Genomic DNA, 24,656 nt, shown 5'->3' with positions numbered 1-24,656 from the left:
AAAAAGACCGTCTTTGAGTGACGGTCTTCATAATAAATCCCGATTACCTAATATTAATACGCACCAGGGGTCAGGCACCAGCATTCCTTTAGCGTCAATAATTCTATAAAATATTTATGATATCTCCCACAGATTTAGCTGATTTGTCTAATGCTTTGATTTCTGCATCAGTCAATGGCAACTCTATTACACTTTCAATCCCGTTTCCACCGATTACGGTTGGTACGCCTAAACATATTTTATGGTAGCCATACTCACCATCTAGGAAGGAAATTGATGGAAGAATACGCTTTTTATCTCGAATTAGTACTGCATCTGATGGTGCATGGATATATTTATTTCTTTGCATGGCGTCTGAACCCGAAAATGGCGCATCATGCCTCTGGTTGGACATTAAAAGTAGCTGTCCATTCATGATGTATTGACGAATATCACTTCTCTTTACCCATTTCGCTAGTCCCTCGGAAGGGAACACAATGGCCTTTCCGCCATTTAGTAACGCTGCTTCCACCGCTGTTGTGTCTACACCTTTTGCACCACCAGAGATAACGACAATCCCGTGTTGCACCTCTTCCCTCGAAATGTTAGCTATTTGTAATAGTTCCTCAGAATTGGCATTCCTTGCCCCGACCACCCCTACCTGGCACACGGATTGTTTGTTCATTACTATATTCGAAATTCACCCTTATTCAAGCAAACGTAGTATGCTTAATTTTCCATTTCTCCATTGCTATAAATAGCCAAAAACTATAGATACCTAATGTGATTAAACAAAAGAACCACCATTTGATCCAGTTTCCAAATAGGCCTATTGCTGAACCATTGAATGTTAATCTTCTTCCATTTATTACTGTATGTCTCGTTTTCCAACCAAGTATCATCGTAATGGCCCATGGATAACAAATTCCAAGTGTAAAAATTGTGACTAGACCGCCTAAAATTGACCATCCTATGTATTGAAATAATCCACCATCGAAATACGAATTGCCATTGTCGTGGAAGACTTGTGCATTTTGATTAGTAATAGAATTTGTACTCATTCATTTCCACCCCCTTTTCTACATAATTCTACAAAGTAGGGCAAATTACCTCTTAAAATTACATAAAAAACCAAAAATAGAACAAAAAGACCCAAATCTCACTTTAAATGACAAAATGGCTACAAAAATGGTGCCTGCCCCCGCAAGTTTAAAGCATTACCGCACTTGGTGTCAGGCACCAAAAGAAGGAATTACCTGACTTAACAGAGAATAGGTATAGTGGAATATGAACAGAGGTGATACAAATGTTAACACAAGTACAATTAGAAGAAATAAAAGTCCTTCAGGAGATTTGTGAGAAAGACGGAGGATTTCAGTTGAAGCTTAATTTTGATATGCTTAAAAACAGAGCTGGAAAAAGTAAGGAAGACTTCTTCCATTATGAAGACGGAAAGCTTGTTGGTTTTCTAGGAAGCTATGGTTTTGGTAGTAAAGCTGAGCTTTGCGGGATGGTTCATCCGGAATACCGTAGAAGAGGTATTTTTTCACAGCTGTTTGAAATGGGACTTGAGGAAGCAAAGAAACAAGGCTTTGAGATTATCTTGTTAAATGCTCCTACGGACTCACAATCTGCAAAGGAGTTATTAAAGAACGTTCCATGTGCCTTTGAGGTAGCTGAATATCAAATGAAATGGCAGAAAACGAATTTAACGGAAGATCCTGCTATAACCGTCAGACCTTCTTCTTCCAAAGAGGATTGGGAAGCTGAAATTCAACTTGAAGTTTTGTGCTTTGGATTTTCTGAAAAAGATGCACGAGATTATAATCAACGGATTAGAGAGACTGGCGGAGATCAAAATCTAATCATTGAAGTAGAAGGCAGAATAGCTGGGAAAATGCGCGTTGCTGAAGAAAATGGCGAAGCATGGATTTATGGGTTTGCTGTATCTCCTGAACTCCAGGGAAAAGGAATCGGAAGAAAAGCTTTATCAAGTGTGGTTAAAATGGAGGACGCAAAAGGTTTTTCTATTTTTCTCGAGGTAGAGGCCAAAAATTCCCATGCACTAGGACTCTATGAATCCTGTGGGTTTAGAAGCTACCATTCGCAGGATTACTATAAGTATAATTAATAACTGCTAATTATCAGAACAGCTTGGCCCTTAGGCCAAGCTGTTTTTTTTATCTCAATATGCTATCTCTCTTCATGTATCATAATTGGATGTGTCCGCACTAGTTAATAAAAAGTCCGAAGTGGCTCTTCCGTATAAATACAATCGATGCATCGGTCTTGTCATCGACACATACAATAATTTGATGTCTAAGTCTACTTTTGCGTACGGCTCTTCCATGCATACAATCAAAACCCCATCAAACTCTAGCCCTTTCGATAAATAGGAAGGTAAAATCACCACGTGTCCCTTCTTCATATCTTGTTTTTCTTCTATTAACTGAATGGGAAGGTGACTATTTTCAAGTATTTGATGGATTCTTTGACAATCTCTGTCTGTCCTTCCAATGATCGCAATCGAGTGAAGCTCTTCCTCTTTGAGTGAGGAAATATCTTGTTCAAGCTGCAGCCTAACCTGTTCCGGTTTGGCAGGGTCAATCGTTTTATAAAATGGTTTTTGACCGTGTCGAATGACGGGTTCGACCTTTGGCAGGTCTTGGTCAATCAGCTTAAGGATATCGTTTGCCAAATTCATTATTTCAACGGTTGTCCGGTAGCTTTTTTGCAATGCTTGATAATTCGCATTGGGAAAAATATCTTTTAATACCGGTTCCCAACTATTTAATCCGCGATAGGAATGAATACCTTGTGCTAAATCTCCAACGATGGTAAACAAATCTGTATTAAAGCCTTCTTTTAATGCTGCAAATTGAAAATAGCTGTAATCCTGCGCTTCATCAATGAAGATACTGCGCATCACATATTTTTCGTCGATTCCCTCTAGTTTTGCCTTCATGTAAAATAACGGAGCTAAATCCTCCAGTTCGTAGGCGCCTCGATCAAAAATTCGCTGACAAAACTTACTTAGCACCTTACATTCTTGATCTGTAAGGGTCGTTGAATGGCTTTTTAATAATTCAGGAGAAGTCATCAGTTCCTTATACAAAGTAAAAATATCTTTGATGGCAAAGGCATCCATATATTTTTTTACTGCTACCTTCGACTCCTGCTCCACATTGGCTTTTCTTTTCTCTTTCAAATCCATGAGGGTAACCACTTTTTGCTTTCTTTTTTCCGGTTCTATCCTCGTATTATAGAGGGCCTTCTCGAGTGCTTCTTCATATCTAGTGTGAAGGTTTGTTAGCATGATGGATTTCTTCTTTTTTAAATCACTTGCTAATAGGGCTTTGATTTTAGTAAGCCTTTTATAGATTGGTAAGTATGTATATTCTCTTAAAAATAGTCTTTTGAGCCTTTTCCCCTTCATGAGAATGGATTTTTCTACAATAAAATCCTCTGCAGGGGCAAGGTTTAACTCCAATTCTTTTAGATAACTATGGATTAATTCCTTAAATTCGAGTGAACCCTTGAAGCTAGAAACCCATTGAATCCGCTTGGTTTTCCCATTATCTTCAAGGAGCTTCATTAGTTTCGTAGTCGGCGAAAATAGTTTTATCTTCTGTCCCAAGCAAGTTTTCATAAAATCGATAAAGGTCGTTTGATTAATTTTGTTGACCCCGAGTTCTGGTAAGACAGCAGATATATACTCAATAAACAGTCGGTTTGGCGCGAGAATCATTAGTTTTTCAGGAGGAAATTGGTAACCAAAGGAATAGAGAAAGTAGGATATTCTATGAAGTGCAATTGTTGTCTTTCCGCTGCCGGCAGCCCCTTGAACAACAATCGGGTGTTTCAGTGATGCTCGGATCACTTCATTTTGCTCATTTTGAATGGTGGCAACGATTTCTGTTAAGCGATTGTCCGCTTTTCCAGACAATGATTTCTGCAAAAGTTCATCGTGTGTGGTCAAATCGATATCTCTGATATCTTTTATGAATCCATCGATAATTTCATAATGCCGTTTTAAGGATAAGAAACCGGTTTGTGTCTCTCCATATGCCTCATAGGAAACATCTCCCAGCCGGCCATCATAGTACACGTTGGCAATCGGGGACCGCCAATCCACGATAATAGGCTGCTGTGACACGCGGTCAAACAATGATACCTTGCCTATGTATAAAGTTTCTTCGCTTTTACTACTATCGCTTGTAAAATCAATCCTTGAAAAATAGGGTTTGCCAATCACGCTTTCTAACCTTTTCAGTTCACTTTCAGCTAATTCAAGAAAGCTTGCATTCGCGAGAAGATCGGTGTAACTTGCACTACTATCTTGTGGGTCTAGGTCAGCAAACGCTTGTCTCATATTTTCAACAAAAAATTCTTTATTCCCCTTGGAAATTTCTAAAACGGTTCGGATATACTCCTTGGTAAACTCTAAACGCTCCACTTCGGATTGATAATCTTTATGATCACGGACAGACACTTGCTCTTTAGCACTCATCTCTTTAATTTGTCACCTCACTATTTAATTTTAGAAACATGGGATATTAAGATTAACGAATACTTTAATTCTAGTCAAGTTTCTTCTTAAAAATTCTGATAATTCTTTTAAATTATTTTGAACACTATTCCATTAGCTCTTTATTGTTTACAAGGTTATACTAATGATAACCAATTTCATCACGAAGAGCCCAACCATAAAATGATGGGCTCTTTTTTCATTTCAAATCATAATTACTTATTTTTCACGAGTTCATCATTTTCGGGACCTTATGCATCATACTCACTGTCTATTTTTTATCCAGTAATATCTATATTTTTACATTTGACTTGATATATCAGTCCCTTGAAGATCAGACTCCATTTCCAATTTTTTAGACGGGTCTATCCTTAATGTTACTAAAACTCCGATTAACAATAACACGACTGACATAATAAATGGAACCTGCCAGTTACCGGAAACTGAAATTAAAAATCCAAAAGCAACTGGTGACAACATTCCGGCCACACCAAATCCAGTGTTCATCATTCCGCTCGCTGTACCAGAATAATTTGGTGCAATATCCATTGGGATAGCCCATAAATTGGCATTACAAAGCTCAAGGAAAAAGAAGGCTAGACTCATAGATATTGCAATCAACGGAAGATTATGCACAAATAATGTCGGTAATAAAAAGATCAGCGAACCTGTTAAACCTACAACAAGTATGGAACGGCGGGCAAGCTTCAAGTTTTTTGTCTTCTCGTAAATCTTGTCTGATAAGACTCCTCCAAGTGTATCTCCAATTACGCCCGACAAAAGAATTCCTGCCGCAAATAATGCCGATTTCTTAATATCCAAATGATAAGCAGTAAATAAAAACGACGGGAGCCAGGTTAAATATACCCATAATGTCCATCCATAACAAAAATCTACAAATGTAACAGGAAGAATTCTTTTAAATAGTTTTTTCCAAGGAATAATTTTTTTACTTTGTTGCCCTTCCTCTTCATATATAGGTAATTTTTCCAATTCCTCTTGTGTTATTTTGGGATGATCTTTTGGATTATCCTTAAAATACCAATTCCAGGCAATCATCCAAAAAATACTAATCGCGCCCATGATGAAAAATGATTCTCTCCATCCGAAAGCTACTATTAGTAACGCAATAATTGGAGGTGTCACTGCATTTCCAAGTCTGGAAGCTGAATGGACAATGCCCTGTGCAAAGCCGAATTTTTCCTTTGGAAGCCATTGTGCCATAGCCTTTGTAGCAGTAGGAAAAGCAGCGCCTTCCCCAAAACCAAGCCCTATTCTTACTAAAATGGCACTTACCAATCCTGTGACCATACCTGTTAACGCAGTTGTTATCGACCAAATAAGCCCTACAAATGTAAGTGTTTTTTTAGCGCCCGCCTTATCCCCTATCCAGCCGCCGAATATCTGAAGAAAAGCATATGGATAGGCAAAGGCAGATAGGATTAAACCCATTTCCGTTGTGGATAAACCTAGATCTTTTTTTATAAATGGAGCTGCTGTGGCAATATTAACCCGATCGATGTAGGTGATGAAGTACATGGCACATAGAAGAAATAACACCTTATTTCCAACCGTGATTTTTCTCTTCATACCTTTCCCCCTATAAATTGGTTTTGCCCTGCATAGTCTGATCTCAATTTTTTTGTTATCTCAAGACATTTATTTTTTCTAGTATTCTCGCATGATTAGCTCTATTCAAATGGATCATACAAACTTTTAAGTTGCCTCCTAATCCTTTAACAACATATAAAACGCTTACATTTTACGATTAAAAATAAGGGACTATTCCTGCCAGATACCGCAGGAATAAGCGCTTACAATTTATTCTTACTTAAATCTTCGAAGCTAAAATGGATTCTAGTAAGGTACCAACCTGTCTAGGCCGCTCGGCAACAAGAGCCCCCGCATTTTTTAAGGCAATCATTTTGTCTTTAACAGTCCCTTTGCCAGCTGTTATAATAGCTCCTGCATGCCCCATTTTTTTCCCTTTTGGAGCGGTTCTCCCACCTAAAAAGGCAACAAGCGGTTTGGTAAAAACATTATTTTCTATCGCTTCAGCTACTTCCTCTTCCATTGTTCCTCCAAGTTCACCAATCAAAACGACTGCATCTGTATTCGGATCCTCTTGAAATAATGGCAGCACCTCGGCAAACCGGGTTAAAGGCACGGGGTCACCGCCTATCCCAATAAGTGAGGAAGCGCCAAAACCGGCTCTTACCACCTCTGCTGTTATTTCATTGGTCAGCGAACCGCTTCGTGTCATTATTCCAATCCGTCCAGGACGGTACACTCGTTCCAGCCAATATGGAAAAAATCCCATCATTGCCTGACCCATAGAAATAATACCAGAAGTGTTCCCGCCAATCACCATGGCACCAGCGCTAATGGCTGCCTTTCTCATTTGAATGGCATCATGCAATGGAATACCGTCACACAAAATAACCACTTTTTTAATTCCGGCTTCTAGTGCCTCAAATAAGGCTTCTTTGGCAAAACGGGGTGGGACAAACAAAAGGGATGCATCAATTGGAGCATTCCTTGCAGCCCTTTTTACAGTATGAAAAACAGGGACCCCTGCAGCATACTGACCTTCTTTGCCCGGTGTTACACCTGCTACAACATTGGTTCCGTAATCAATCATATGTTTTGTCCAGAATTTGCCTTCCTTCCCGGTAATGCCCTGCACTAAAACACGTGTAGACTGATCTAAGATAATACTCATTGTTTTACACCCCCTGAAAGTGCAATGGCTTTCATAACCGCTTGCTCTGTATCGATTAATGGTTCAATTTCCATACTCCGCAACAGTTCATGTGCTTGTTCTTCCCCAGTACCCCGAATTGCTGCAACAATTGGAAATGGTGGCTGTAGTTCTTTAATGGCTTCCACTATTCCTTTCGCCATGACATCGGCTCTGGCAATCGTCCCAAATGTAACAATTAACAATACCTTAATATCATTTTTCATCATGATTTCCATCGCTTTTTTTGCCTTATGGTAATTTGGACCGCCAAACTCTAGATAGTTAGCAACAGTACCCCCGTAATCATTTACGAGATCAAATACCGTGTTTGTTAACCCGGCACCGGCACACATTAATCCAATATCTCCGTCAAACTGGATATATGGAATCCCCTCTTCGGCAGCATCGTATTCTGCTTCATTTTCGTAATAGGCTCTTGTCACCTTAAATTGGGCATGTCTGAATATAGCATTATCATCTATACTTATTTTCCCGTCTCCCGCAATTAATTTTTCATCCTTTGTTACTATTAATGGATTGATTTCAACTAATTCTGCTTCATTGTTCCTAAAAACTTGATATAAATCCATCAATATCTTAGTCCCTGAACCAATTAATTTATCATCAATCCCTATATCATAAAGAAGTCCTCGTACCTGATAGGTCTGGATGCCTTCTGAAAGATCAATATTAATTTTATGAATTTTTTCTGGAATGTTTTTTGCAATTTCTTCAATATCCATCCCGCCTTCCGAACAAGCCATCATCATAGCTGTGCCTGTTACAGGGTCCGCCGTAATGGAGACATAAAGCTCTTTCTCAATTTGGACGGCCTCCTCAATCAAAAGGCCAGACATATTTTGGGCTTTTGAAAAAATGGCATCTGCTTGGCTGTATGCTTCATCCATATTTGAAACAAACTTTATAAGTCCCGCTTTTCCCCTTCCTCCTTGGAGTACCTGAGCTTTCAGAACACAAGGAAAGCCTATTCTGTTGGTTGCTTCTCCAATTCCGTCGGGATCTTCAATAAATCTACGATTTGGAACAGGAATTTGAATTTGTTCAAAAAGTTCTTTTGCTTGATATTCAAATAACTTCATAGTTATACCCCGCTTTATCTCCCATATTTATACCAATAATTTCCCCACAATTCCTCTTCGGTTGGAACTACTTCCGGAATAATCCGGGATACTCTAGTTATATTTAGAAAATGTTTATAGGATAAATTTTCTCCAATGTTATTACCACCCCATGTTCCACCACCCATTGAAAGAGTAAAATTTAATCCATTATTAAAATTACCGCCATTTCCATACACTTGTACCTGATTAATTAACAGCCTGCAAACATCCATTTCATATCCTATTTGCTCGATATGTTTTTCTTCGGTAGTATGCAGTCCGCAAGAATGGCCTCTTCCTTGGTAATTTAAAATTTCCTTCGATAGTTTAATTGCTTCTTGGAAGTCTGCTGCTTTATATACTGTTAAGACAACGGCTAATTTTTCTCCGGAAAAAGGATAGTCCTTTCCAATTCCGGTTTCCTCTACCATAAAAAAGTTCGCGGTTTGAGCATCTGGTTGTTCCAAACCTGCCTCCTGTGCAATCACAACGGGATCTTTTGCTAGTGTACGAGAATTTCTTTTTCCATCGATCCACATTGCCTCTTGCAAGATATGTTTTTCCTCATCATTACAAAGGTATCCGCCTTGTTGTTTTAGTGCTGCCATCATTTGGTCATAAATCGCAGCTTCAATCACAACTGAGTTATCGTTTGAACAGCTCGTGGCATTGTCGAACGTTTTACTTAAAAAAATTTTACGTGCGGTCTCTTCGATATTGGCCGTTCGATCAACGATAGAAACTACATTTCCAGCCCCTACACAGGCGTTTGGCTTTCCGCTTGTCTGTCCGTTATGGACATTGTTTGCAGAACCAGTCACCGTTAAAAAATCAGCCTGACTCATTAATTCTTTTGTAATTGCTTTATTTACTGGGGCAGGGAGTACTTGGAATAGATCTTTAGGTGCACCGATTCTTTCGAATTCTTCGTGTATATATTCGAGAAGTAATTGACTTGTGGAATGTCCTTTTGGTGAGGGAGCGATAATAATTGCATTTCTCCCTTTTAATGCCATCATCGCGATATTAGCAGGTGTTGCACCCGGGTTTGTAGAAGGTACGACTGCTGCTACAACTCCCACTGGTTTGGCGATTTCAGTGATTCCTTTCGCCACGTCGATATTAATAATACCTACAGATTTTGCTCCTTTAAGGTCACGTAACGTTCCCATCGTTTTGCGGCGTTTTTTTAAAACCTTATCTTCATAACGGCCCAATCCTGTTTCTTTTAAGGCCAGTTCGGCCAAACATTCAGCATGACCGGGCTTGTAGATAGCCCAAGCAATAGCCTGAACTACTTCATCGACCTGTTCCTGACTATAATGATAAAAAACTTTCATTGCTTCTCTTGCTTTTTTGACCATTTCTGAGACTGTTTCTTGAACATTCATCCCGACAGCTTGCTTTTCCCGATTTTTCACTTCTCCCATGAATTCTCCTCCATCTAGATTATTAATTTGTAAACCTGCTTTAAAGGTTGAGCTTGCATTCTTAATACTAATCGATTTAGCCTCGACAATTCAATATATTTTGAATATTCAATATATACTAATATAAAAACTAATTGATATGAAATATTTATGAATCGTTTCTGACTGACTTCATAGTTTTAGTAAGAAAAAATAGACCGACTCTCAAAAGAGAGTGGGTCCCTGGTATCATAATATGTACTTTTATCATGTTCATAGTTCCTTATGAATAAAAGAAAGGAAAGTTTCACAGGCAGGTGTTAATTTTTTTTCATTATAAACTGAATAAAAATACCTCTTTAAATTTAAATCCTTAATGGATAATTGGCGGATGGTTTTTAAGGAAAGTTCATGTTGAACAGAAGCTTTAGAGATGATGGAAATGCCAATACCTGCTTCAACAACCGATTTTATGGACTGGGTATTGTCAAGTTCAAGAATAACTTTCAATTTTGTTGGATCCATATTATTTTTGATTAGCTGCTCTTCAATTAATTGTCTAGTACCCGAACCTGCCTCACGAAAGATAAAGGGTAATGAATAAATTTCATCAATGCTTAAGCTGCTCCTAAAATCTACCGAATCTTGCAGGACAAATTCATTCGCAGCTATGATGATTAACTCATCCTCAAAAAAGCAACGCTGGCGAAATTCAGGGTAATTGATCATAGATTGGACAAATCCAATATGAATTTTCTCGTTAATCAGCTTTGCAACAACCTGTTCCGAATTGTTAATTTCCAATACAATTTGAACATGGGGAAATTCCTTTTTGAAATTTCCTATTATCTGAGGAAGAATATGCTCTCCCATCGTCATACTGGCACCAATATTTAAAACACCATGAGTGGAATTAGAAAGGAGTGAAATATCTTTTTGGGTTTGATGAATAATATAAAATATTTTCTCAGCCGATTGATATAAAATCTCACCTGCCTGGGTTAAATCAACTTTTCTAGTAGTCCTTTTAAATAGTCTCGTATTCAAAGATTCTTCGAGTTGCCGAATTTGAAGACTGATATTTGGCTGAGACATATGAAGAACTTTTGCAGTTTTAGAAAAACTTTTTTCCCGTGCTACATTATGGAATACTTTTAGATGTTCAAAATTCATCCCTTGTACTCCTTTCTATTGTCCTTATCGCGATAAATAACATAGGATTGTAATGTAATTTTACCATTCGTCATTTTAATTTTTCATATATTCAGATTATTACACAAATTGATCAAAAAAGAAAGCGGACCATTCTAGGGCGCAAATTTCTAAAAAAAGTGCCTGCTTGAAGGATAAAAAGGGAAACCAGTGTTTAATTCACATTGGTTTCCCTTTTTTTCATGACTTTAAGCGATTATTATAATGAACAAGTTGGTCCAGGTCAGCAACCATTCTGCGACACGTATTATAAGCCTTTTCACGGCTTTTTTCGACTCTGATTCTTACTGAATGATATCTCCTATACTCTTCATAACCTACACCATGAGCACTTTGCATCGCTTTTTCCATTTCGCTCGTATAACTTAATTGTAAATGATCGATAACTTATCATTCCTTTCAGTTCTTTTCCTATGGCGAATTGTTCTTTTGCGTAGGTTTCATCTTATCATTGAATTCTAGGTCACACAAAGTCGAAAAAACAGTGTATTTTGCGATATAAAGGAATGTCATCCAAACTCGAGAAAATATCACTGATATGCGTACCTTTCACGCCATATCCTTCCATATCCTGCATGACCTATCCTTCTCAGCCATTATCAGCAGAAAAAAGTGCCAGGCACCATCCAATTTTTGGCTGGTGCCTGGCACTTTGTTTGAAAACGGACATCCATCTTAGCTTTTGCATGCTTCTCAATAACTTTTGGTCGGCTGCCTGCCACTATTAACCCAATATTTTCAGAAATCCCTTTTTCTTTGTCAGCCAGTTTCTTTTATTTCTTTTTCCGCCTCCAACATCCTGCCAAATCGATATCCTTCAATAAGCACATGTCGTTCGTGGTCACTTAGTCTACGATTCCATTTGGTTTCTAGATAAAAGATGACTTCGTTATAAAAAATATCCGGGTAATCAAAAGGTTTATTCATAGGTGCTTCTCCATTCTTTTTTCAATAGTGTGGGCGGAATTGCCCAGTATTAAACGGAGTATTTATTAGCACCATGAGGAATCAGTTCAACAGGACGCTGTTTGTACGGATTCCATAGTCTTATTTTCCCCCAGGTTAAGCCCGCTTTTGCTGTTTTCACAAACAAGTTCAAAGGAAATCGCATACATTAAAATGGAACAACCATTGACAGGGGGTGAATTTCGATGAGTCATGGGCAATCTTCCTGGGGTGTTTTTGGAATTTTTCTTGGATTTATAACAGGAGCTGTTTGGCTTCTATTCTCGGTATTGGGGATCATTTCTGATTTCTTTGGATTACTTGGCCTTGGAAACCTTGGAAATATTTTAAACATCCTTATTGCGTTAATTGGCTTCCTTGCCTTTATTATCTTTGGAATATTCGTATTTAAGGAAGCGTGGCATCGGAGCCGCAAGTAATAGAAGTAACAAAAGTGCCAGGCACCATCCAAAGATTGGATAGTGCCTGGCACTTTAGCGTTAATTAGCGGAATAATAACTTTTCACCATTTCACCCATCACCCAGTTTATTCTGGCACCTGTCACTCCGTTGCTCGGACACTGACCGCTTTCCCCTGTTAAGTCAGCAACAATGGTTTCCACAAGGGGTTGATGGACGTGCTGCGGCCGTTCGAAACTCCATTGCTGTGATCCGTTTGCTGTCGTCAAAACAATGGGCTCGTTACCGAAACTTGAAAAGGTAATTTTCCCTTTGCTTCCGACAATTTCATTTACATCGACATTCTCAAAAGCAGTAAAACACCAATTTCCAACGCCGTGGATACCAGATTCATACATATATGTACCTGTCACAATATCTTCCGCACGATAATAGCCCGCTTGATTGGAGGCAAAACCTTGAACGGACTTAATAGGCCCGAGCAAAAAATCGAGTAGATCAAGCGTATGGCTCGCTAAATCAAAAAATAATCCCCCGCCCGCCAATTCGGGTTGGACTCGCCATGGGAGATGTTGTGAATCCAATACATCTTCTGTAGCTTTTTGATACTGTGTGGTTGAAACGAACCGAACATCTCCAATTTCCCCATTCTCCAACAGCTCTTTTATTTTTAAAAATCGCGGTTGCGCCCTTCGGTAGTAAGCAACATATAAAGGAACTCCAGCCTTCTTAGATGCCGTAATCATTTCTTGGCATTCATCGAAATTGAGTGCCATTGGCTTTTCTACGTAAACAGGTTTTCCTGCCTTAGCTGCCTTAATCGCATATTCTTTATGAGATCCCGGCGGTGTCGCAATATAGACTGCATCAACATCTGGATCATTAATGAGCGCATCCGCGTTATCGTACCATTTTGGTACATTGTGCCTTTCCGCATAGTCTTTGGCAAGTTCCCCCGTTCTTCTCATAACAGCTACTAACTCGGAGTTGTTAACTTTTTTGAATGCCGGTCCGCTTTTCACTTCCGTCACATCACCGACCCCGATAATGCCCCAACGAACTATGTCAAACTTCATAGCACAAATCTCCTTCCCTTTTTAAATTCATCAAAAGAATTCAGCCTAGGCATGTTTGATCCATGCAATCTCACATTTTACCGTATATTATAAAAACTACCTCATTAAACACCAAATTTAGATTTCAGATAGTTGTAAACTCCATCTTCATCACAGGTGAAATCCGATACGTCATTCGTTATTTCTTTAACGCGGTCGGGTGCGTTTTTCATCGCTACAGCAAATTTAACCAGGTTTAGCATTGGCAAATCATTGTCGCTATCACCAATAGCCATGGTTTCACTCTCTGACAACCCAAAGCGTTTTAACATCTGTTGAACTCCAGTTGCCTTGTTTACGTTTGCCACCATCACCTCGACATTGTGCTCAGAAGAGATCGACATGGTAAAATCTATTTCCTTCTTTAATTGCTCCAGCTCTTTTTTCCAGCAATTAATATGTTCTTTTGTTCTAGCAAAAAAATAAAATTTGGAGAACTCATTTCCTTCTATATGATCCTTCCAAGCAATGTCTTCTTTAATCGCTTGTTTCCGTGAAAGCCACTCATTCTTTCCGACACTTTCCGGCTGAGGTTCTCTTATTTCAGCCTCCACATAGGCTTGATCTTGTTTTAACGTAACGCGCGCCGTTCCATAGGGAAAAAGTTCATAGTACACCTTATGTTCCCGAGCTTTTTTAATGATGGTTTCCACCAATTCAAGAGAAAGAGAATGTTTAAATACAACTTCCTTCCCAACATACCCCGCCATTCCATTTGAGGTAACCATTCCATCGACTTGAAAACCTGGCGGTACTAATCCTTCAATTTCTTCAACCGCCCTGCCTGTGGCAATAAATACAAAAAACCCCTGACTTCGTAAATCTTCAATGATTTCTTTCGTATGTAAACTTACCTTATTTTGATGGTTTAAGATCGTCCCATCCATATCTAAAAAAATCGCCTTTGGTTTAAATTCCACTCTCATTCCCCCCTGACCCACCACTTTAACGCAATACACCGGGAGGGTCAAGAACAACAAATTGTCAGGCACCATGAGTGGAATTAGAAAGGAGTGGAATATCTTTTTGGGTTTGATAAATAATTTAAAATATTTTTTCAGCCAATTGAAATAAGTATCTCACTTGCTTGGGGTAAATCAACTTTTTCTAGGTCGCAAATTACTAAAAAAGTGAAAAGGGAAACCAGTAATAAATTCACATTGGTTTCCCTTTTTATTCATGACATTGAGCGATTATTATTTTTTTGCTGGTGCCTAGTACTTTTTTTTAATAAATTTTGCTAGTATCCCTCTAAGGTCCACTAGTGTTACGAACAGGCTACAAATTCAATCGTATTTTGGTCAAGGTCTAACACCTTTTGCAATGAATTTATGTTTGTGATTGTCCCAAGTGTAAACAACCGTGACAGGGTCCCAACCGCCATTCATGCGGTATTTTTTCCAGACTTGATAAATTTTATTCTTGGAGATACGAATACTAATATCACCCGTTACATCTAAGGTACGAACAAGTTTACCTTTTTGCATTCTGTAAACAACTGCACGCTCGGAACCTGGCATCCAAGAATTCCTTGTAATAATCTGATACTCACCTTTTGCCGGGTTAAATACGCTTAATTTTGGAGTATCAGCGTCCTCAAAGATTAAACCCTTTGCAACATATGTAATTTTACTTCCTTTTACCAAATACAATTTACCTTGTTTAGTTAAGATGACCGTCTCCGATTTATGATCCTTATCCAAATCCACCTTAACATAAGTTCGAATGGTCTGTTTCGGATACTTCGATTTGAATAGGGACGTACTTGTTGCAGCCAAGGATGAATTAGGATGGCTAAGGCTTAATAAAAAGACCACTAATACGAAAAATATAATAGCACTTTGTTTTTTTCTCATTTTTCTCCCCCTATTTTTTACCTACATACTCCATATTACACCATTTTTCTCTCCACATACTAGGTAAAATTGCACAAGAATTAAAATTTTTAGAATTAGATTATAAGTTGTTTTAAATATTCCAAGCCCCACTGTTTCGGTGGGCCAATTCCGCTGCTTTGCTTGGCATCGGTGCCCACAAGTAAGAGTCATAACAAAGTGTCAGGCACCATCCAAAATATTAGATAGTGCCTGACACTTTGTTGTTTTAAATACCGTATCGAAATAATTTCCAAATCCCTTTAGGATTGGGAGTCCTTGGTATTCTTATTCCCTCCATATTTTCTTGTCCAGGCGGTATGGACTGTTCTGCTGAAGTTTATCCAACATTTTCAGCCATTTTCACTGATGCAGCAGCCCCCGAAGTTTGTGTTACTTCCTTAAAAGAAGTTTTAGCACAATTTCTGCCACATTCTAGTGCTGTCAGCAACTGAACTTTGTTCAATGATGGAATAAGCCGCATTCGTAATGGCTTGCGCCAATGTATCGCCTTTTGCACAAATATCATTAAAGCACACCCTAGAAACCCCTTTTACCGAATACGTAAACCCTAAATCTTCTAATCTTTCAACAATTAGCATCGCATGGTCGAGGTTTTGCTCGGGCTGAAACTCAGAATCATGAATGAAAACCGCTTTTTCATAATCATACCAGCGATCCCATCGATTTAATTTCCAGCCAAGTATTCTCCGTGCAATTGAGTCTATTTTGATCATATTCTAAAACCCCTTTTCATCTTGATATTATTTGTTATATAACAACACTATTAAATTAACACAATTATATAACAGGATAAAATCAATTTCTAGGACTTTTTTGAATATTTTATTAAAATTTTTTCCTATCCAATAAATTTCAAATAAAAAGAGGCCAGCCCCCACGTTAAAGTGATGAAGGACTGGTCCTCTTTTTTTATAATAAATAATGAGAAACAAAACAAGTCCCGTTCATCAATATCAAATTTAGGATGATGATGCGGGTAGTGGGTAGCCTCGTCTTACCCTTATAGTGAAATTCCTTCATGATATGTTGAAACTTAATCACAGATGAAACTTAAGCCAACGCCTATATCTAATCCCAACTAAATTTATCCAATTTATAGAATTACTCAGCTACTTTCTCTCTTTTTATCGATATGTCAACATACATTTGAAAGTTTTCTATAATAGACCCCTTCCATGAAATTACTGCGAGAATTTAACAAAGTTCATTAAAAACGATAAAATAAAGTGGAACGAGCAAATGGAAAGGAAGATGAAGTAATTATGGAAAAGTTAATGTTTATTGAAACTGGAATGGGGATTGATGTACATGGTCAAAATATTACGTCGGCAGCCATTCGTGCTGTAAAAAATGCGATTCACGATAATTCGATGCCAGGTATTCGTTCTGTTCTCCCGGAAAACAGTTTAGATAATATGCGAGTGAATGTGAAACTCGCCGTTCCATGTGATAAAGAAAACCTCGATATTATGGCTGTTAAAGAAGCCCTGCCATATGGGAAAGTGACGGTCGAAGTAATGGATGGTGGAATGAAGACAACCAGCGGGATTGTCCTTGAGGATAAGGGAGATAAGAATGATATGATGTACATCGTTGTCGCATCTGTCGAAGTTGGCTATTAATTTTTGAGCCATACCTAATCAAAAGCTACATTTTAATATAATGACACAGATATGGAATCAGCTAAGATTCCATATCTGTTTAACACACGTAACCTTCCTCGGTAAAAAAGCAAACCATCTTTCTATGTATCCAAACAAAAAAGATAGTTTTACTAGGTAGAAATGCTTTTCTCTTATTGCTTTTTAATAGGTGTAACCACCGCAAATAAGTTTTCGCTTGGATCAGATACATTGATCTCAATAACCTTATAGCCATTTCCTCCATCTTTGTACTCATTTTTCCTCGGTGTAATGATTTGATTGTTATTCATTGTTTTTTCTTCCTCTCAAAAATTATTTCTCACACAAAAGCTACTATATGCCAAATGTGAAAAGAAGTGCTTGTATTTAACAAAATAACGATAATTTTTTTTTGGACCTTTTAAGATGTTGATATTTATATCAGCAGGCGATATAATATAACCGAAGATGATATATCGGCAAACGTAATAACACTGAGGTGATGGAATGGCTGAAAGCTTGGAACGAGGCGCATTGACAGAAGCTGTTTATTATATTCTTTTGTCCCTCTATAAGCCAATGCATGGATATGGCATCATGCAGAATATAAAAGAGTTAAGCAATGGCCGTGTGGCACTGGGCGCGGGCACAATGTATGGAGCGATTAATACATTGCTGGAAAAAGGATGGATCAACCCTGTTGCAATGGAAGAAAAATCACGGAAAAAGGAATACCAAATTACTAAAATGGGAAAAGAAGTTATTAAGCTCGAGGTTTTGAGGCTAAAAGAACTTATTAAAAATGGCAATGACATTGCCGGAGGTGATTGTAATGAATCATGTGATTAGAAAGGTATTTTTTGATTTTGAAAAGGAAGAAAAATTTATAAATGAAATGTCAGCAAATGGTCTTGCCTTAAAACAATATTCTTTTGGTAAATATGTATTTGAGGATGCTCCCAAGGGAGAGTACATTTACAGGCTTGAACTGCTTGAACATCCAGCCAATCATGAGGATAGTCAGGACTATATTCAATATATGGAGGAAATGGGTGCAGAGCTAGTTACTTCTTATTTTCGATGGGCTTATTTTCGGAAAAAAGCTGTAGATGGTGAGTTTACAATCTACTCCGACAATGATTCCAAAATAAGGCACTATAAACGAATCATGTCGCTTTTCATTATCGTGGCAGGATTAAATTTCATTATTGGGCTATTCAATGTGTTTAATGGCAGTTTAATGGCTGCTAAGGGCTACCCTCCTGTAAATACCTATTTAGCCATTGTATCCTTTTCAATCGTTGCGCTGTTTGTTCCTTTCTTAATCCTACCTTTACGAAAAAATATTAATAATTTGGAAAAAGAAAAGGGAATTCGAGAATAGTACCTAAAATGAAAATGCTGCCGTTTTTTTGCTGCAGCATTTTTTAATTCTGCCAAATCCTTCGTTATTACCTTTTGTTCCTTTCCCTTATTTCCAATCGTTCTTAAAATAAAATTTTGACAATTTTGTGAACAAAGGGAATAATATATAAAAAGGAGATGAAAAAAATGGAGTCAAATGCAAAATTGTTGAATACTGTAAAGTTTTCAGGTGGTATTTTACTAACGATTGGCATTCTTACCTTTTTGTACAGTTTCTTTGCAAGCGGTTACAGCAATTTAACTGGCATCGCCATTGGGATTATGATGGGATCCGTTTTCATCTTTCTAATGGGTGTGTTTTTCGTCGCGACAGAAGAAATGCTGAAAACTGCTGAAAAAGGAATTCATTTAGCACCGAATAAAAGAAAATAGGAGCGTCGTGAATAGACGCTCCTTTTTCATTTCCCTAATTATATATAACCCCAAATCATGCATAATAATGTACCAAATACGGTGACCAACGCAATAATCAGTCCGTAATAGACGTTCGTGTAGATGGCTCCCCTATCCTTCGTTTCACCGGCGTGCATGAAAACAACTAGCTGTACAGCAGCTTGAATGAAAGCTGTAACAAGAAGGAGCGTCATCCCCATTGTCAAGGACAGGTCTAGAAAATAAACAGCCAGTGCAACGGTAGTAAGGAGTAATGAAAAGACAAAACCCATTACCTGCTTCATCGGGAATAATTCCTTCATGTTTACATCATTCCTTTCAGATAGACGAAGCTGAAAATAAAAATCCAAACGACGTCTAAGAAATGCCAGTAAAGCGAAAAGATAAATGATTTATTCGCTGTTTCAGGGGTTAACCCGCGCTTTTTCACTTGCAGAATGATAAATAATCCCCAGAATAAGCCAAATGTTACGTGCGCACCATGTGTGCCTAATGTTGTTAACAGAATCGCAGTAAAGGCACTGGTTTGCAGACCTGCCCCAATGTGTACATAATGAACAAACTCAAAGATTTCAAAACTTAAAAATCCAAGACCAAGTAACAATGTAATGGTAAAGAAGGTCAGCATCGCTTTCTTATTGCCTAGACGCATAGCGTGAATCCCAAGGCCTATCGTAAAACTACTCGTTAACAGTAAAATGGTTTCAATTAGTACGGGAGCGATTTCGAAAATCTCTGCCCCTGTCGGTCCGGTTCCCGTACGGTCCACTAATGTGAAATAGGCTGAAAAAAGTGTAGCAAACAGCATAATTTCTGCTCCAAGGAAAATCCAAAAGCCCAAGATTTTATTACTATTTTCTTCCGTACTATATTCTAGCGGCAGCGAGTTATCTATTTTCATTATTTAAGCACCTCGCAAATTATTTTCTGTCTCTTTGATTTCATCAACGGTAATGTAATGACCATGATCTTTTTCAAAAGAACGAAGTCCCATACATACAAAAATTCCGATGGTTGTCAAAATAAGTGGTATCCATATGCTGAATACAAAGGAAAATCCCCAAACAAAGAAAATGCAGCTCATGATAAACGGTACACCGCTGTTATTTGGCATATGAATTTTTTCATATTTGCCTGGGAATAACTCATGACCATGTTTCTTCGCATCCCATAAAGCTTCAGATGAATTCACCTGAGGTAGAATCGCGAAATTATATGCCGGTACTGGAGTATGCGTAGCCCATTCTAAAGAACGTGCATCCCATGGATCTGCTGCAATATCCCTTGAAGCGTAGCGAGTGCTGTAGTAGATGTTGTATACGATTAACGCAAACCCTACAGCAAGTCCTGCTGCCCCAATAAACGAAACCATATTCCACGGTCCAAACCCAGTTGATTCAGAATAGGTGTACATCCGGCGTGCCTGCCCATCTAAGCCTGAGAAAAACATTGGGATGAACGCAAGGAGTGTGCTTATGGCAATGATCCATGCCGACCATTTCCCAATTTTTTCATTCAGCATAAACCCAAACATTTTTGGCCAATAGTACGTAAGTCCAGCCAGCATCGCAAATACAACACCAGGAATAATCACCATGTGGAAATGCGCAACTAAAAACATCGTGTTATGATATTGATAGTCTGCAGCAGACATCCCGAGCATAACCCCTGTTACTCCGCCAATCGTAAAGGTCGGAATAAACAGTAAAGCATATAGCATTGGCGTCGTAACCTCTATTTTTCCTTTCCAAAGCGTAAACAACCAGTTAAACAGCTTTACCCCTGTCGGCACGGCAATCGCCATGGTGGTAATCGAGAAGATACTATTTGTCAGTGCCCCTTGACCCATGGTAAAGAAATGGTGCGTCCAGACTAAGAAAGAGAGCAGTGAAATAATTACCATGGAGCCGACCATCGATTTATACCCATATAGATTTCGACGGGCAAACGTCGAGATGACCTCACTATAAATCCCAAATGCCGGTAAAATTAAGATATACACTTCAGGATGTCCCCAAACCCAGAAGAAGTTCGCCCAAAGCATATCCATGCCGCCGTTCGTCGTGGTGAAGAAATGGGTTCCAAATAACCGGTCCATTGTTCCCATTAGGAGTAATACGGTTAATACCGGGAACGCGAAAACGATGATGGCGTTCGTAACCAAGGAAGACCATGTAAACATTGGCATTTTCATTAATGTCATCCCAGGCGCTCTCATTTTAAGAATGGTAGTGATAAAATTGATCCCTGTCATTAATGTCCCGATACCGGCAATTTGAATCGCAATCATATAATAATTCGAACCTACTGATTCGCTAAATTCTGTCCCTGCCAACGGGAAATAGGATGTCCATCCTGCGTCAGGTGAGCCGCCGATAATAAAAGAAATGTTAAAAAGCATGGCGCCCATAAAGAATAACCAAAAACTTAGGGCATTTAAACGTGGAAAAGCAACGTCACGTGCTCCTATTTGTAATGGCACGACAAAGTTCATCAAGGCCATGATGAATGGCATCGCCATAAAGATAATCATGACAATTCCGTGAGTAGTGAAAATTTCATTATAATGCTGCGCATCAAGCAGTTTGTTTTCAGGCACTGCCAGCTGTGCCCGCATCATAATTGCGTCTACCCCGCCGCGGAATAACATTAAAAGAGCAGATATCAAATACATAATCCCAATCCGTTTATGGTCAACCGTCGTTAACCATTCCCGCCAGAGATAACCCCATTTTTTAAAATAGGTTAACCCGGCAATTACCGCGATAACTGTTATGCCAATGGCAACCATCGATGCGTAAATCGCAGGGCTTGGATGTGGGATGGCAAAGCGATTAAAGAAATCCATACTAATTTGACTCCTTTCGAGAGAAGTTTTTCCAAACTCTATCAAACTTTTAAACTATTCATGGTGATGTTCCGATTCGGAACTCGTTTCACTTAAATCTTCATGATTTTCGGCTTTAGCATCATGGGTTGACCCATGGTTATGCCCGCCATTTTCCCCTTCAGGCGGCGGCAAAAATTCCAAATGCGTTCCCTTGTATGTGGACTGACCTAAGTGTCCAGGTTCCAAAAGTTGGGTAAATTTATTTTCTGTCAGTGGTTTAGCCGTTTTCTTTACCTCTTTTACCCATTCTTCATATTCCTTTTCCGACATAGCCTTGACATGAAAGGTATTTTCAGCGAAACCCTTCCCGCTAAAGTTAGCATTTCGACCCATGTATTCACCTGGAACATCTGCTGCTAAGTGCAGCGTGTTGACCATGTCAGACATCGCGTATTTTTGACCTCCAAGCTGAGGAATCCAAAAACTAGTAATTGGCCCATACGAATATAGCTTAAATTCAATTGGCCTGTCCGTTGGAATATACAAATAGTTCACTGTTTCAATATTTTCCTTCGGATAACTAAAATGCCATTTCCAGTTAGATGAGGATGCATAAATAATTAATGGTTCCTTATCTTCGTATCCCTGTGGAGTGGCCTCCACTTTATAGTTACTTTGGACGGATACAATTGAGAGGAAAATAACAATTAATACTGGGATTCCAACACAAATCGTTTCAACAAGCACACTTCCTTCAATGTGTGGAGGTTCATAATCTTTCCTTTGTTTCGAAGCACGATATTTTGTTAACATAACGATCAGGATGGCAATCACAGCCAGAAGTATGAACGACATGATTCCGGTTGATAACAGAATGTCCTTGGCTTGTGTTTCTGCTTGTGGCCCTTTAGGATCCAAAACCATTAATGGTTCGCAGCCCGTCAGTAATGTGGCAATAGTAAAAAGAAGCGTATATAAAGCCCATTTCATTTTTTTCAATATCCCCTTTCCATTATTCTAGAAAACCAATACCTTCATCATTATCTAAGTTAACATGTGATATAAATCACACATTGGCTATATCTTAATATCAATCGGGTGGAAAGGACACCTATTCATGGAATGTGTCACCAAATGTTCATAATCCCCTTTTCAAAATAGAAATATGGTGCAAATCATTCGCTTTTTGGATGAAGATTTACTATCATAGGATGGTTCGGTGTGAAATTGTAGACACAAAAAGGTGCCTTAACTACGAAGGCACCTTTTTGTATGATATATCTAAACATTACAACTTATGGAAATTTCATTAATGGATACACTTATTTTTACAAGTAACTTTTAGGTGAAATGATTGAAGAAATGATATGCTTGGAATCCCATTGTCCCTCGGATATAGCAATAATTGGGTACTTTTTTGGGAAAAGCAGTTGATTCATTTCATCAATGGAGCGACCTTCCATGTGGAGTTTTCCCACCTCACCGGAAAGATTCTCAAGATAATCTAATTTTTGCTTCAGCATGCCTTTTCCATCCTGAATGTACCCAGCATGACAGCAAAACAGCGATTGAAAATCATAGCTGAGCAGTTTGCGAATGGAATTGATTATCACGGGGATGGACTCACTATTCATAATGACCTTCGTTTTCTTGGATACGAACAAATCACCTGAAAATAATCGACCTGTTTCTTTATGAAGGAGAGAGACATGGTCATCAGCATGGCCTGGCGTATAGATGACTTTCCATTCGAGACTGTCTGATTGAATGACATCCCCAAGCGGCAAGGCATTAAATTCCTTCCGTACTCCCCAAGTCATTTGTCGATACTTTGGATAGGGACAAGGCTTGGCACAGACACTTATTCCTTTTGGATGCACATAAATCGGAACATTTTTGTTCTCCTGAATCCAGGGTGCTAAACCCGAATGATCTTCATGGCTATGAGTCAATGTGACTAATTCAAAGCTATGATTCTCGTAAAAAGGGATTAAATCTGTTTCAAGACACTGGGGACCCGTATCAATGACCATTCCATCTACTAAAAAGGAATAAACGGTTCCTAATTTGAGGCCCGACTTTTCAACAATTCCCTCCACACACATCACGTCTTCATTCGAAAACACTTTTATCATGGTTGTTCATGCACACTCCTTTTTAATGGATTTGCTGCTAAGGATTCACCGCATCTTGAATTAGCACTGGAACTTACTTTTTTAAACTTTCAAAACCCTTTATTTAACCATATAAGAAAGTGAATGAATATTCAATCATTAAACCAAAAAAAGTGCCAGGCACCATCCAAAAATAGGATAGTGTCTGCACACTGTTGCGGTTGTTGGCGATTTGTTATAGTTTCGTGATCGTAGGAATTTCACCAAGAACATTGGTACAATAGGTAGTGGGATTCAAAATTGAAGTGCTTTAGGAGAATTTCTAGGAGTGATTTTGTCTCAAAAATTTCATTGTAATAGAAATCATCATAGGAAAGGTTACCGAAAAAACAGCCTGGTCTTGTCGGTAAAATATGGGATGGATGTTCACTTTTTGTTAATACTTTAACACATTGGTTATACAGTTCCTGCAGATTTTCTTTTGTGACTTCCTGAGTAAAACAAGGTTCATCCACTCCATTATGAAGGATTTCAACAAACCAATTGTGAATTTGATTTGCTTTTCGCCAGTAAGCCATTTCTTCCATCAGACTATTCCATGAACGGTCATATTCCTCAAAGTGTTTTATAAATGGTTTCAATTTTTCATAGATTTCATTCTGTTCCTTTTCATGACGACTTAACTCACTGTTTACTTTAAATACATCATCCAAGTCCATTCCTTCCAACTTTGGTGCAGAAAATAAATACATATCCAGTCCCATCTTCATACTCCCTTTCAAATTTTTTTGGTTATTGCCAAATAGACTAGTAACCAATTAAAATCCTATCATAAATCAGTTCCGTTCTTTTCAACAAAAAATGACAAAATATTGAATTTTTCCATTGAATTCTAAAACCAC

The 24,656-nt window shown here is 38.4% G+C and carries 27 protein-coding genes; 6 read left to right on the top strand and 21 right to left on the bottom strand.

Features of this window, described 5'->3' with window-relative positions:
- Window positions 1-103: 103 nt before the first annotated feature.
- Both BSO02S_RS28280 and BSO02S_RS11270 read right to left on the bottom strand, forming a co-directional pair.
- Complete coding sequence (locus BSO02S_RS28280) at window positions 104-664, bottom strand: DNA-processing protein DprA (protein WP_066066823.1); 561 nt, start codon at window positions 662-664, stop codon at window positions 104-106.
- A 25-nt stretch (window positions 665-689) separates the two neighbouring features.
- Window positions 690-1,040 (bottom strand): YjgN family protein, encoded by a 351-nt coding sequence (locus tag BSO02S_RS11270; RefSeq protein ID WP_066066821.1) that lies wholly within the window; start codon window positions 1,038-1,040, stop codon window positions 690-692.
- A 245-nt stretch (window positions 1,041-1,285) separates the two neighbouring features.
- On the opposite strand from BSO02S_RS11270, the gene BSO02S_RS11265 reads away from it, so the two are divergent.
- A complete protein-coding gene (locus tag BSO02S_RS11265) occupies window positions 1,286-2,110 on the top strand; it encodes a GNAT family N-acetyltransferase (RefSeq protein ID WP_066066818.1) in 825 nt (274 codons plus the stop codon).
- A 72-nt stretch (window positions 2,111-2,182) separates the two neighbouring features.
- Here BSO02S_RS11265 and helD read toward each other — a convergent pair whose 3' ends face one another.
- The 8 genes from helD to BSO02S_RS27040 all read right to left on the bottom strand — a co-directional run bounded on the left by helD (window position 2,183) and on the right by BSO02S_RS27040 (window position 11,919).
- Window positions 2,183-4,489, bottom strand: a complete 2,307-nt coding sequence (gene helD, locus BSO02S_RS11260) for an RNA polymerase recycling motor HelD (RefSeq protein ID WP_066066816.1) — start codon at window positions 4,487-4,489, stop codon at window positions 2,183-2,185.
- Window positions 4,490-4,807: 318 nt separating this feature from the next.
- The gene (locus BSO02S_RS11255) at window positions 4,808-6,097 is read right to left on the bottom strand and encodes an MFS transporter (RefSeq protein WP_066066814.1); all 1,290 of its coding nucleotides are present in this window, start codon (window positions 6,095-6,097) and stop codon (window positions 4,808-4,810) included.
- Window positions 6,098-6,338: 241 nt separating this feature from the next.
- A complete protein-coding gene (gene sucD / locus BSO02S_RS11250) occupies window positions 6,339-7,229 on the bottom strand; it encodes a succinate--CoA ligase subunit alpha (protein WP_066066813.1) in 891 nt (296 codons plus the stop codon).
- Window positions 7,226-8,350, bottom strand: a complete 1,125-nt coding sequence (locus BSO02S_RS11245; RefSeq protein WP_066066811.1) for a succinate--CoA ligase subunit beta — start codon at window positions 8,348-8,350, stop codon at window positions 7,226-7,228. The genes sucD and BSO02S_RS11245 overlap by 4 nt, the downstream gene beginning before the upstream one ends.
- Window positions 8,351-8,364: 14 nt before the next feature.
- Entirely contained in the window at window positions 8,365-9,801 is a 1,437-nt protein-coding gene (gene sauS / locus BSO02S_RS11240; RefSeq protein ID WP_174524242.1) for an acylating sulfoacetaldehyde dehydrogenase, read from the bottom strand.
- A gap of 252 nt (window positions 9,802-10,053) precedes the next feature.
- Window positions 10,054-10,953 (bottom strand): selenium metabolism-associated LysR family transcriptional regulator, encoded by a 900-nt coding sequence (locus BSO02S_RS11235; RefSeq protein ID WP_066066809.1) that lies wholly within the window; start codon window positions 10,951-10,953, stop codon window positions 10,054-10,056.
- Between the two features lie 219 nt (window positions 10,954-11,172).
- Window positions 11,173-11,331: a YuzK family famiily protein gene (locus BSO02S_RS28710; protein WP_483406937.1), complete on the bottom strand. Its 159-nt coding sequence runs from the start codon at window positions 11,329-11,331 to the stop codon at window positions 11,173-11,175.
- A gap of 420 nt (window positions 11,332-11,751) precedes the next feature.
- Entirely contained in the window at window positions 11,752-11,919 is a 168-nt protein-coding gene (locus BSO02S_RS27040; protein WP_157081440.1) for a hypothetical protein, read from the bottom strand.
- A gap of 224 nt (window positions 11,920-12,143) precedes the next feature.
- Here BSO02S_RS27040 and BSO02S_RS11230 point away from each other — a divergent pair, with 224 nt between their 5' ends.
- Entirely contained in the window at window positions 12,144-12,377 is a 234-nt protein-coding gene (locus BSO02S_RS11230; RefSeq protein ID WP_066066807.1) for an ABC transporter, read from the top strand.
- 60 nt (window positions 12,378-12,437) lie between these two features.
- Here the strand turns inward: BSO02S_RS11230 and BSO02S_RS11225 are convergent, their stop codons facing one another.
- From BSO02S_RS11225 to BSO02S_RS11210, 4 genes are all read right to left on the bottom strand, one after another.
- Window positions 12,438-13,433, bottom strand: a complete 996-nt coding sequence (locus BSO02S_RS11225) for a Gfo/Idh/MocA family protein (RefSeq protein ID WP_066066805.1) — start codon at window positions 13,431-13,433, stop codon at window positions 12,438-12,440.
- Window positions 13,434-13,537: 104 nt separating this feature from the next.
- Window positions 13,538-14,392: an HAD family hydrolase gene (locus tag BSO02S_RS11220; protein ID WP_096190864.1), complete on the bottom strand. Its 855-nt coding sequence runs from the start codon at window positions 14,390-14,392 to the stop codon at window positions 13,538-13,540.
- Window positions 14,393-14,773: 381 nt separating this feature from the next.
- Window positions 14,774-15,328 (bottom strand): hypothetical protein, encoded by a 555-nt coding sequence (locus BSO02S_RS11215; RefSeq protein ID WP_066066801.1) that lies wholly within the window; start codon window positions 15,326-15,328, stop codon window positions 14,774-14,776.
- A 431-nt stretch (window positions 15,329-15,759) separates the two neighbouring features.
- Complete coding sequence (locus tag BSO02S_RS11210; RefSeq protein ID WP_066066799.1) at window positions 15,760-16,083, bottom strand: BC1872 family protein; 324 nt, start codon at window positions 16,081-16,083, stop codon at window positions 15,760-15,762.
- A 549-nt stretch (window positions 16,084-16,632) separates the two neighbouring features.
- On the opposite strand from BSO02S_RS11210, the gene BSO02S_RS11205 reads away from it, so the two are divergent.
- Window positions 16,633-16,992 carry a Lin0512 family protein gene (locus BSO02S_RS11205; protein WP_066066797.1) on the top strand — a complete coding sequence of 120 codons (360 nt, stop codon included), beginning with the start codon at window positions 16,633-16,635 and terminating at the stop codon, window positions 16,990-16,992.
- Between the two features lie 173 nt (window positions 16,993-17,165).
- Here the strand turns inward: BSO02S_RS11205 and BSO02S_RS27035 are convergent, their stop codons facing one another.
- The gene (locus BSO02S_RS27035; RefSeq protein WP_157081439.1) at window positions 17,166-17,303 is read right to left on the bottom strand and encodes a hypothetical protein; all 138 of its coding nucleotides are present in this window, start codon (window positions 17,301-17,303) and stop codon (window positions 17,166-17,168) included.
- 196 nt (window positions 17,304-17,499) lie between these two features.
- Here BSO02S_RS27035 and BSO02S_RS11200 point away from each other — a divergent pair, with 196 nt between their 5' ends.
- The 3 genes from BSO02S_RS11200 (at window position 17,500) to BSO02S_RS11190 (ending at window position 18,789) form a co-directional block, all read left to right on the top strand.
- Window positions 17,500-17,841, top strand: coding sequence for a PadR family transcriptional regulator (locus BSO02S_RS11200; RefSeq protein WP_066066794.1), 342 nt, complete (start codon window positions 17,500-17,502; stop codon window positions 17,839-17,841).
- Window positions 17,825-18,376 (top strand): DUF2812 domain-containing protein, encoded by a 552-nt coding sequence (locus BSO02S_RS11195; RefSeq protein WP_066066792.1) that lies wholly within the window; start codon window positions 17,825-17,827, stop codon window positions 18,374-18,376. The genes BSO02S_RS11200 and BSO02S_RS11195 overlap by 17 nt, the downstream gene beginning before the upstream one ends.
- Window positions 18,377-18,543: 167 nt before the next feature.
- Window positions 18,544-18,789: a hypothetical protein gene (locus BSO02S_RS11190; protein WP_066066790.1), complete on the top strand. Its 246-nt coding sequence runs from the start codon at window positions 18,544-18,546 to the stop codon at window positions 18,787-18,789.
- Window positions 18,790-18,827: 38 nt separating this feature from the next.
- Here the strand turns inward: BSO02S_RS11190 and qoxD are convergent, their stop codons facing one another.
- From qoxD to BSO02S_RS11160, 6 genes are all read right to left on the bottom strand, one after another.
- Entirely contained in the window at window positions 18,828-19,112 is a 285-nt protein-coding gene (gene qoxD, locus BSO02S_RS11185) for a cytochrome aa3 quinol oxidase subunit IV (protein WP_066066789.1), read from the bottom strand.
- 2 nt (window positions 19,113-19,114) lie between these two features.
- Window positions 19,115-19,711 carry a cytochrome aa3 quinol oxidase subunit III gene (gene qoxC, locus BSO02S_RS11180; RefSeq protein ID WP_066066787.1) on the bottom strand — a complete coding sequence of 199 codons (597 nt, stop codon included), beginning with the start codon at window positions 19,709-19,711 and terminating at the stop codon, window positions 19,115-19,117.
- A gap of 3 nt (window positions 19,712-19,714) precedes the next feature.
- Window positions 19,715-21,658 carry a cytochrome aa3 quinol oxidase subunit I gene (gene qoxB, locus BSO02S_RS11175; RefSeq protein ID WP_066066785.1) on the bottom strand — a complete coding sequence of 648 codons (1,944 nt, stop codon included), beginning with the start codon at window positions 21,656-21,658 and terminating at the stop codon, window positions 19,715-19,717.
- A 54-nt stretch (window positions 21,659-21,712) separates the two neighbouring features.
- Window positions 21,713-22,630 (bottom strand): cytochrome aa3 quinol oxidase subunit II, encoded by a 918-nt coding sequence (gene qoxA / locus BSO02S_RS11170; RefSeq protein ID WP_066066784.1) that lies wholly within the window; start codon window positions 22,628-22,630, stop codon window positions 21,713-21,715.
- Window positions 22,631-22,968: 338 nt separating this feature from the next.
- Window positions 22,969-23,775, bottom strand: a complete 807-nt coding sequence (locus tag BSO02S_RS11165; protein ID WP_066066783.1) for an MBL fold metallo-hydrolase — start codon at window positions 23,773-23,775, stop codon at window positions 22,969-22,971.
- Window positions 23,776-24,014: 239 nt separating this feature from the next.
- A complete protein-coding gene (locus BSO02S_RS11160) occupies window positions 24,015-24,518 on the bottom strand; it encodes a hypothetical protein (RefSeq protein ID WP_066066782.1) in 504 nt (167 codons plus the stop codon).
- Between the last annotated feature and the right edge of the window lie 138 nt (window positions 24,519-24,656).

Source organism: Neobacillus soli NBRC 102451 (assembly GCF_001591665.1).
GTDB lineage: Bacteria > Bacillota > Bacilli > Bacillales > Cytobacillaceae > Neobacillus > Neobacillus soli.
Note: the sequence above shows the minus strand (reverse complement) of the source record. Positions and strands in the feature narration are given on the sequence as shown.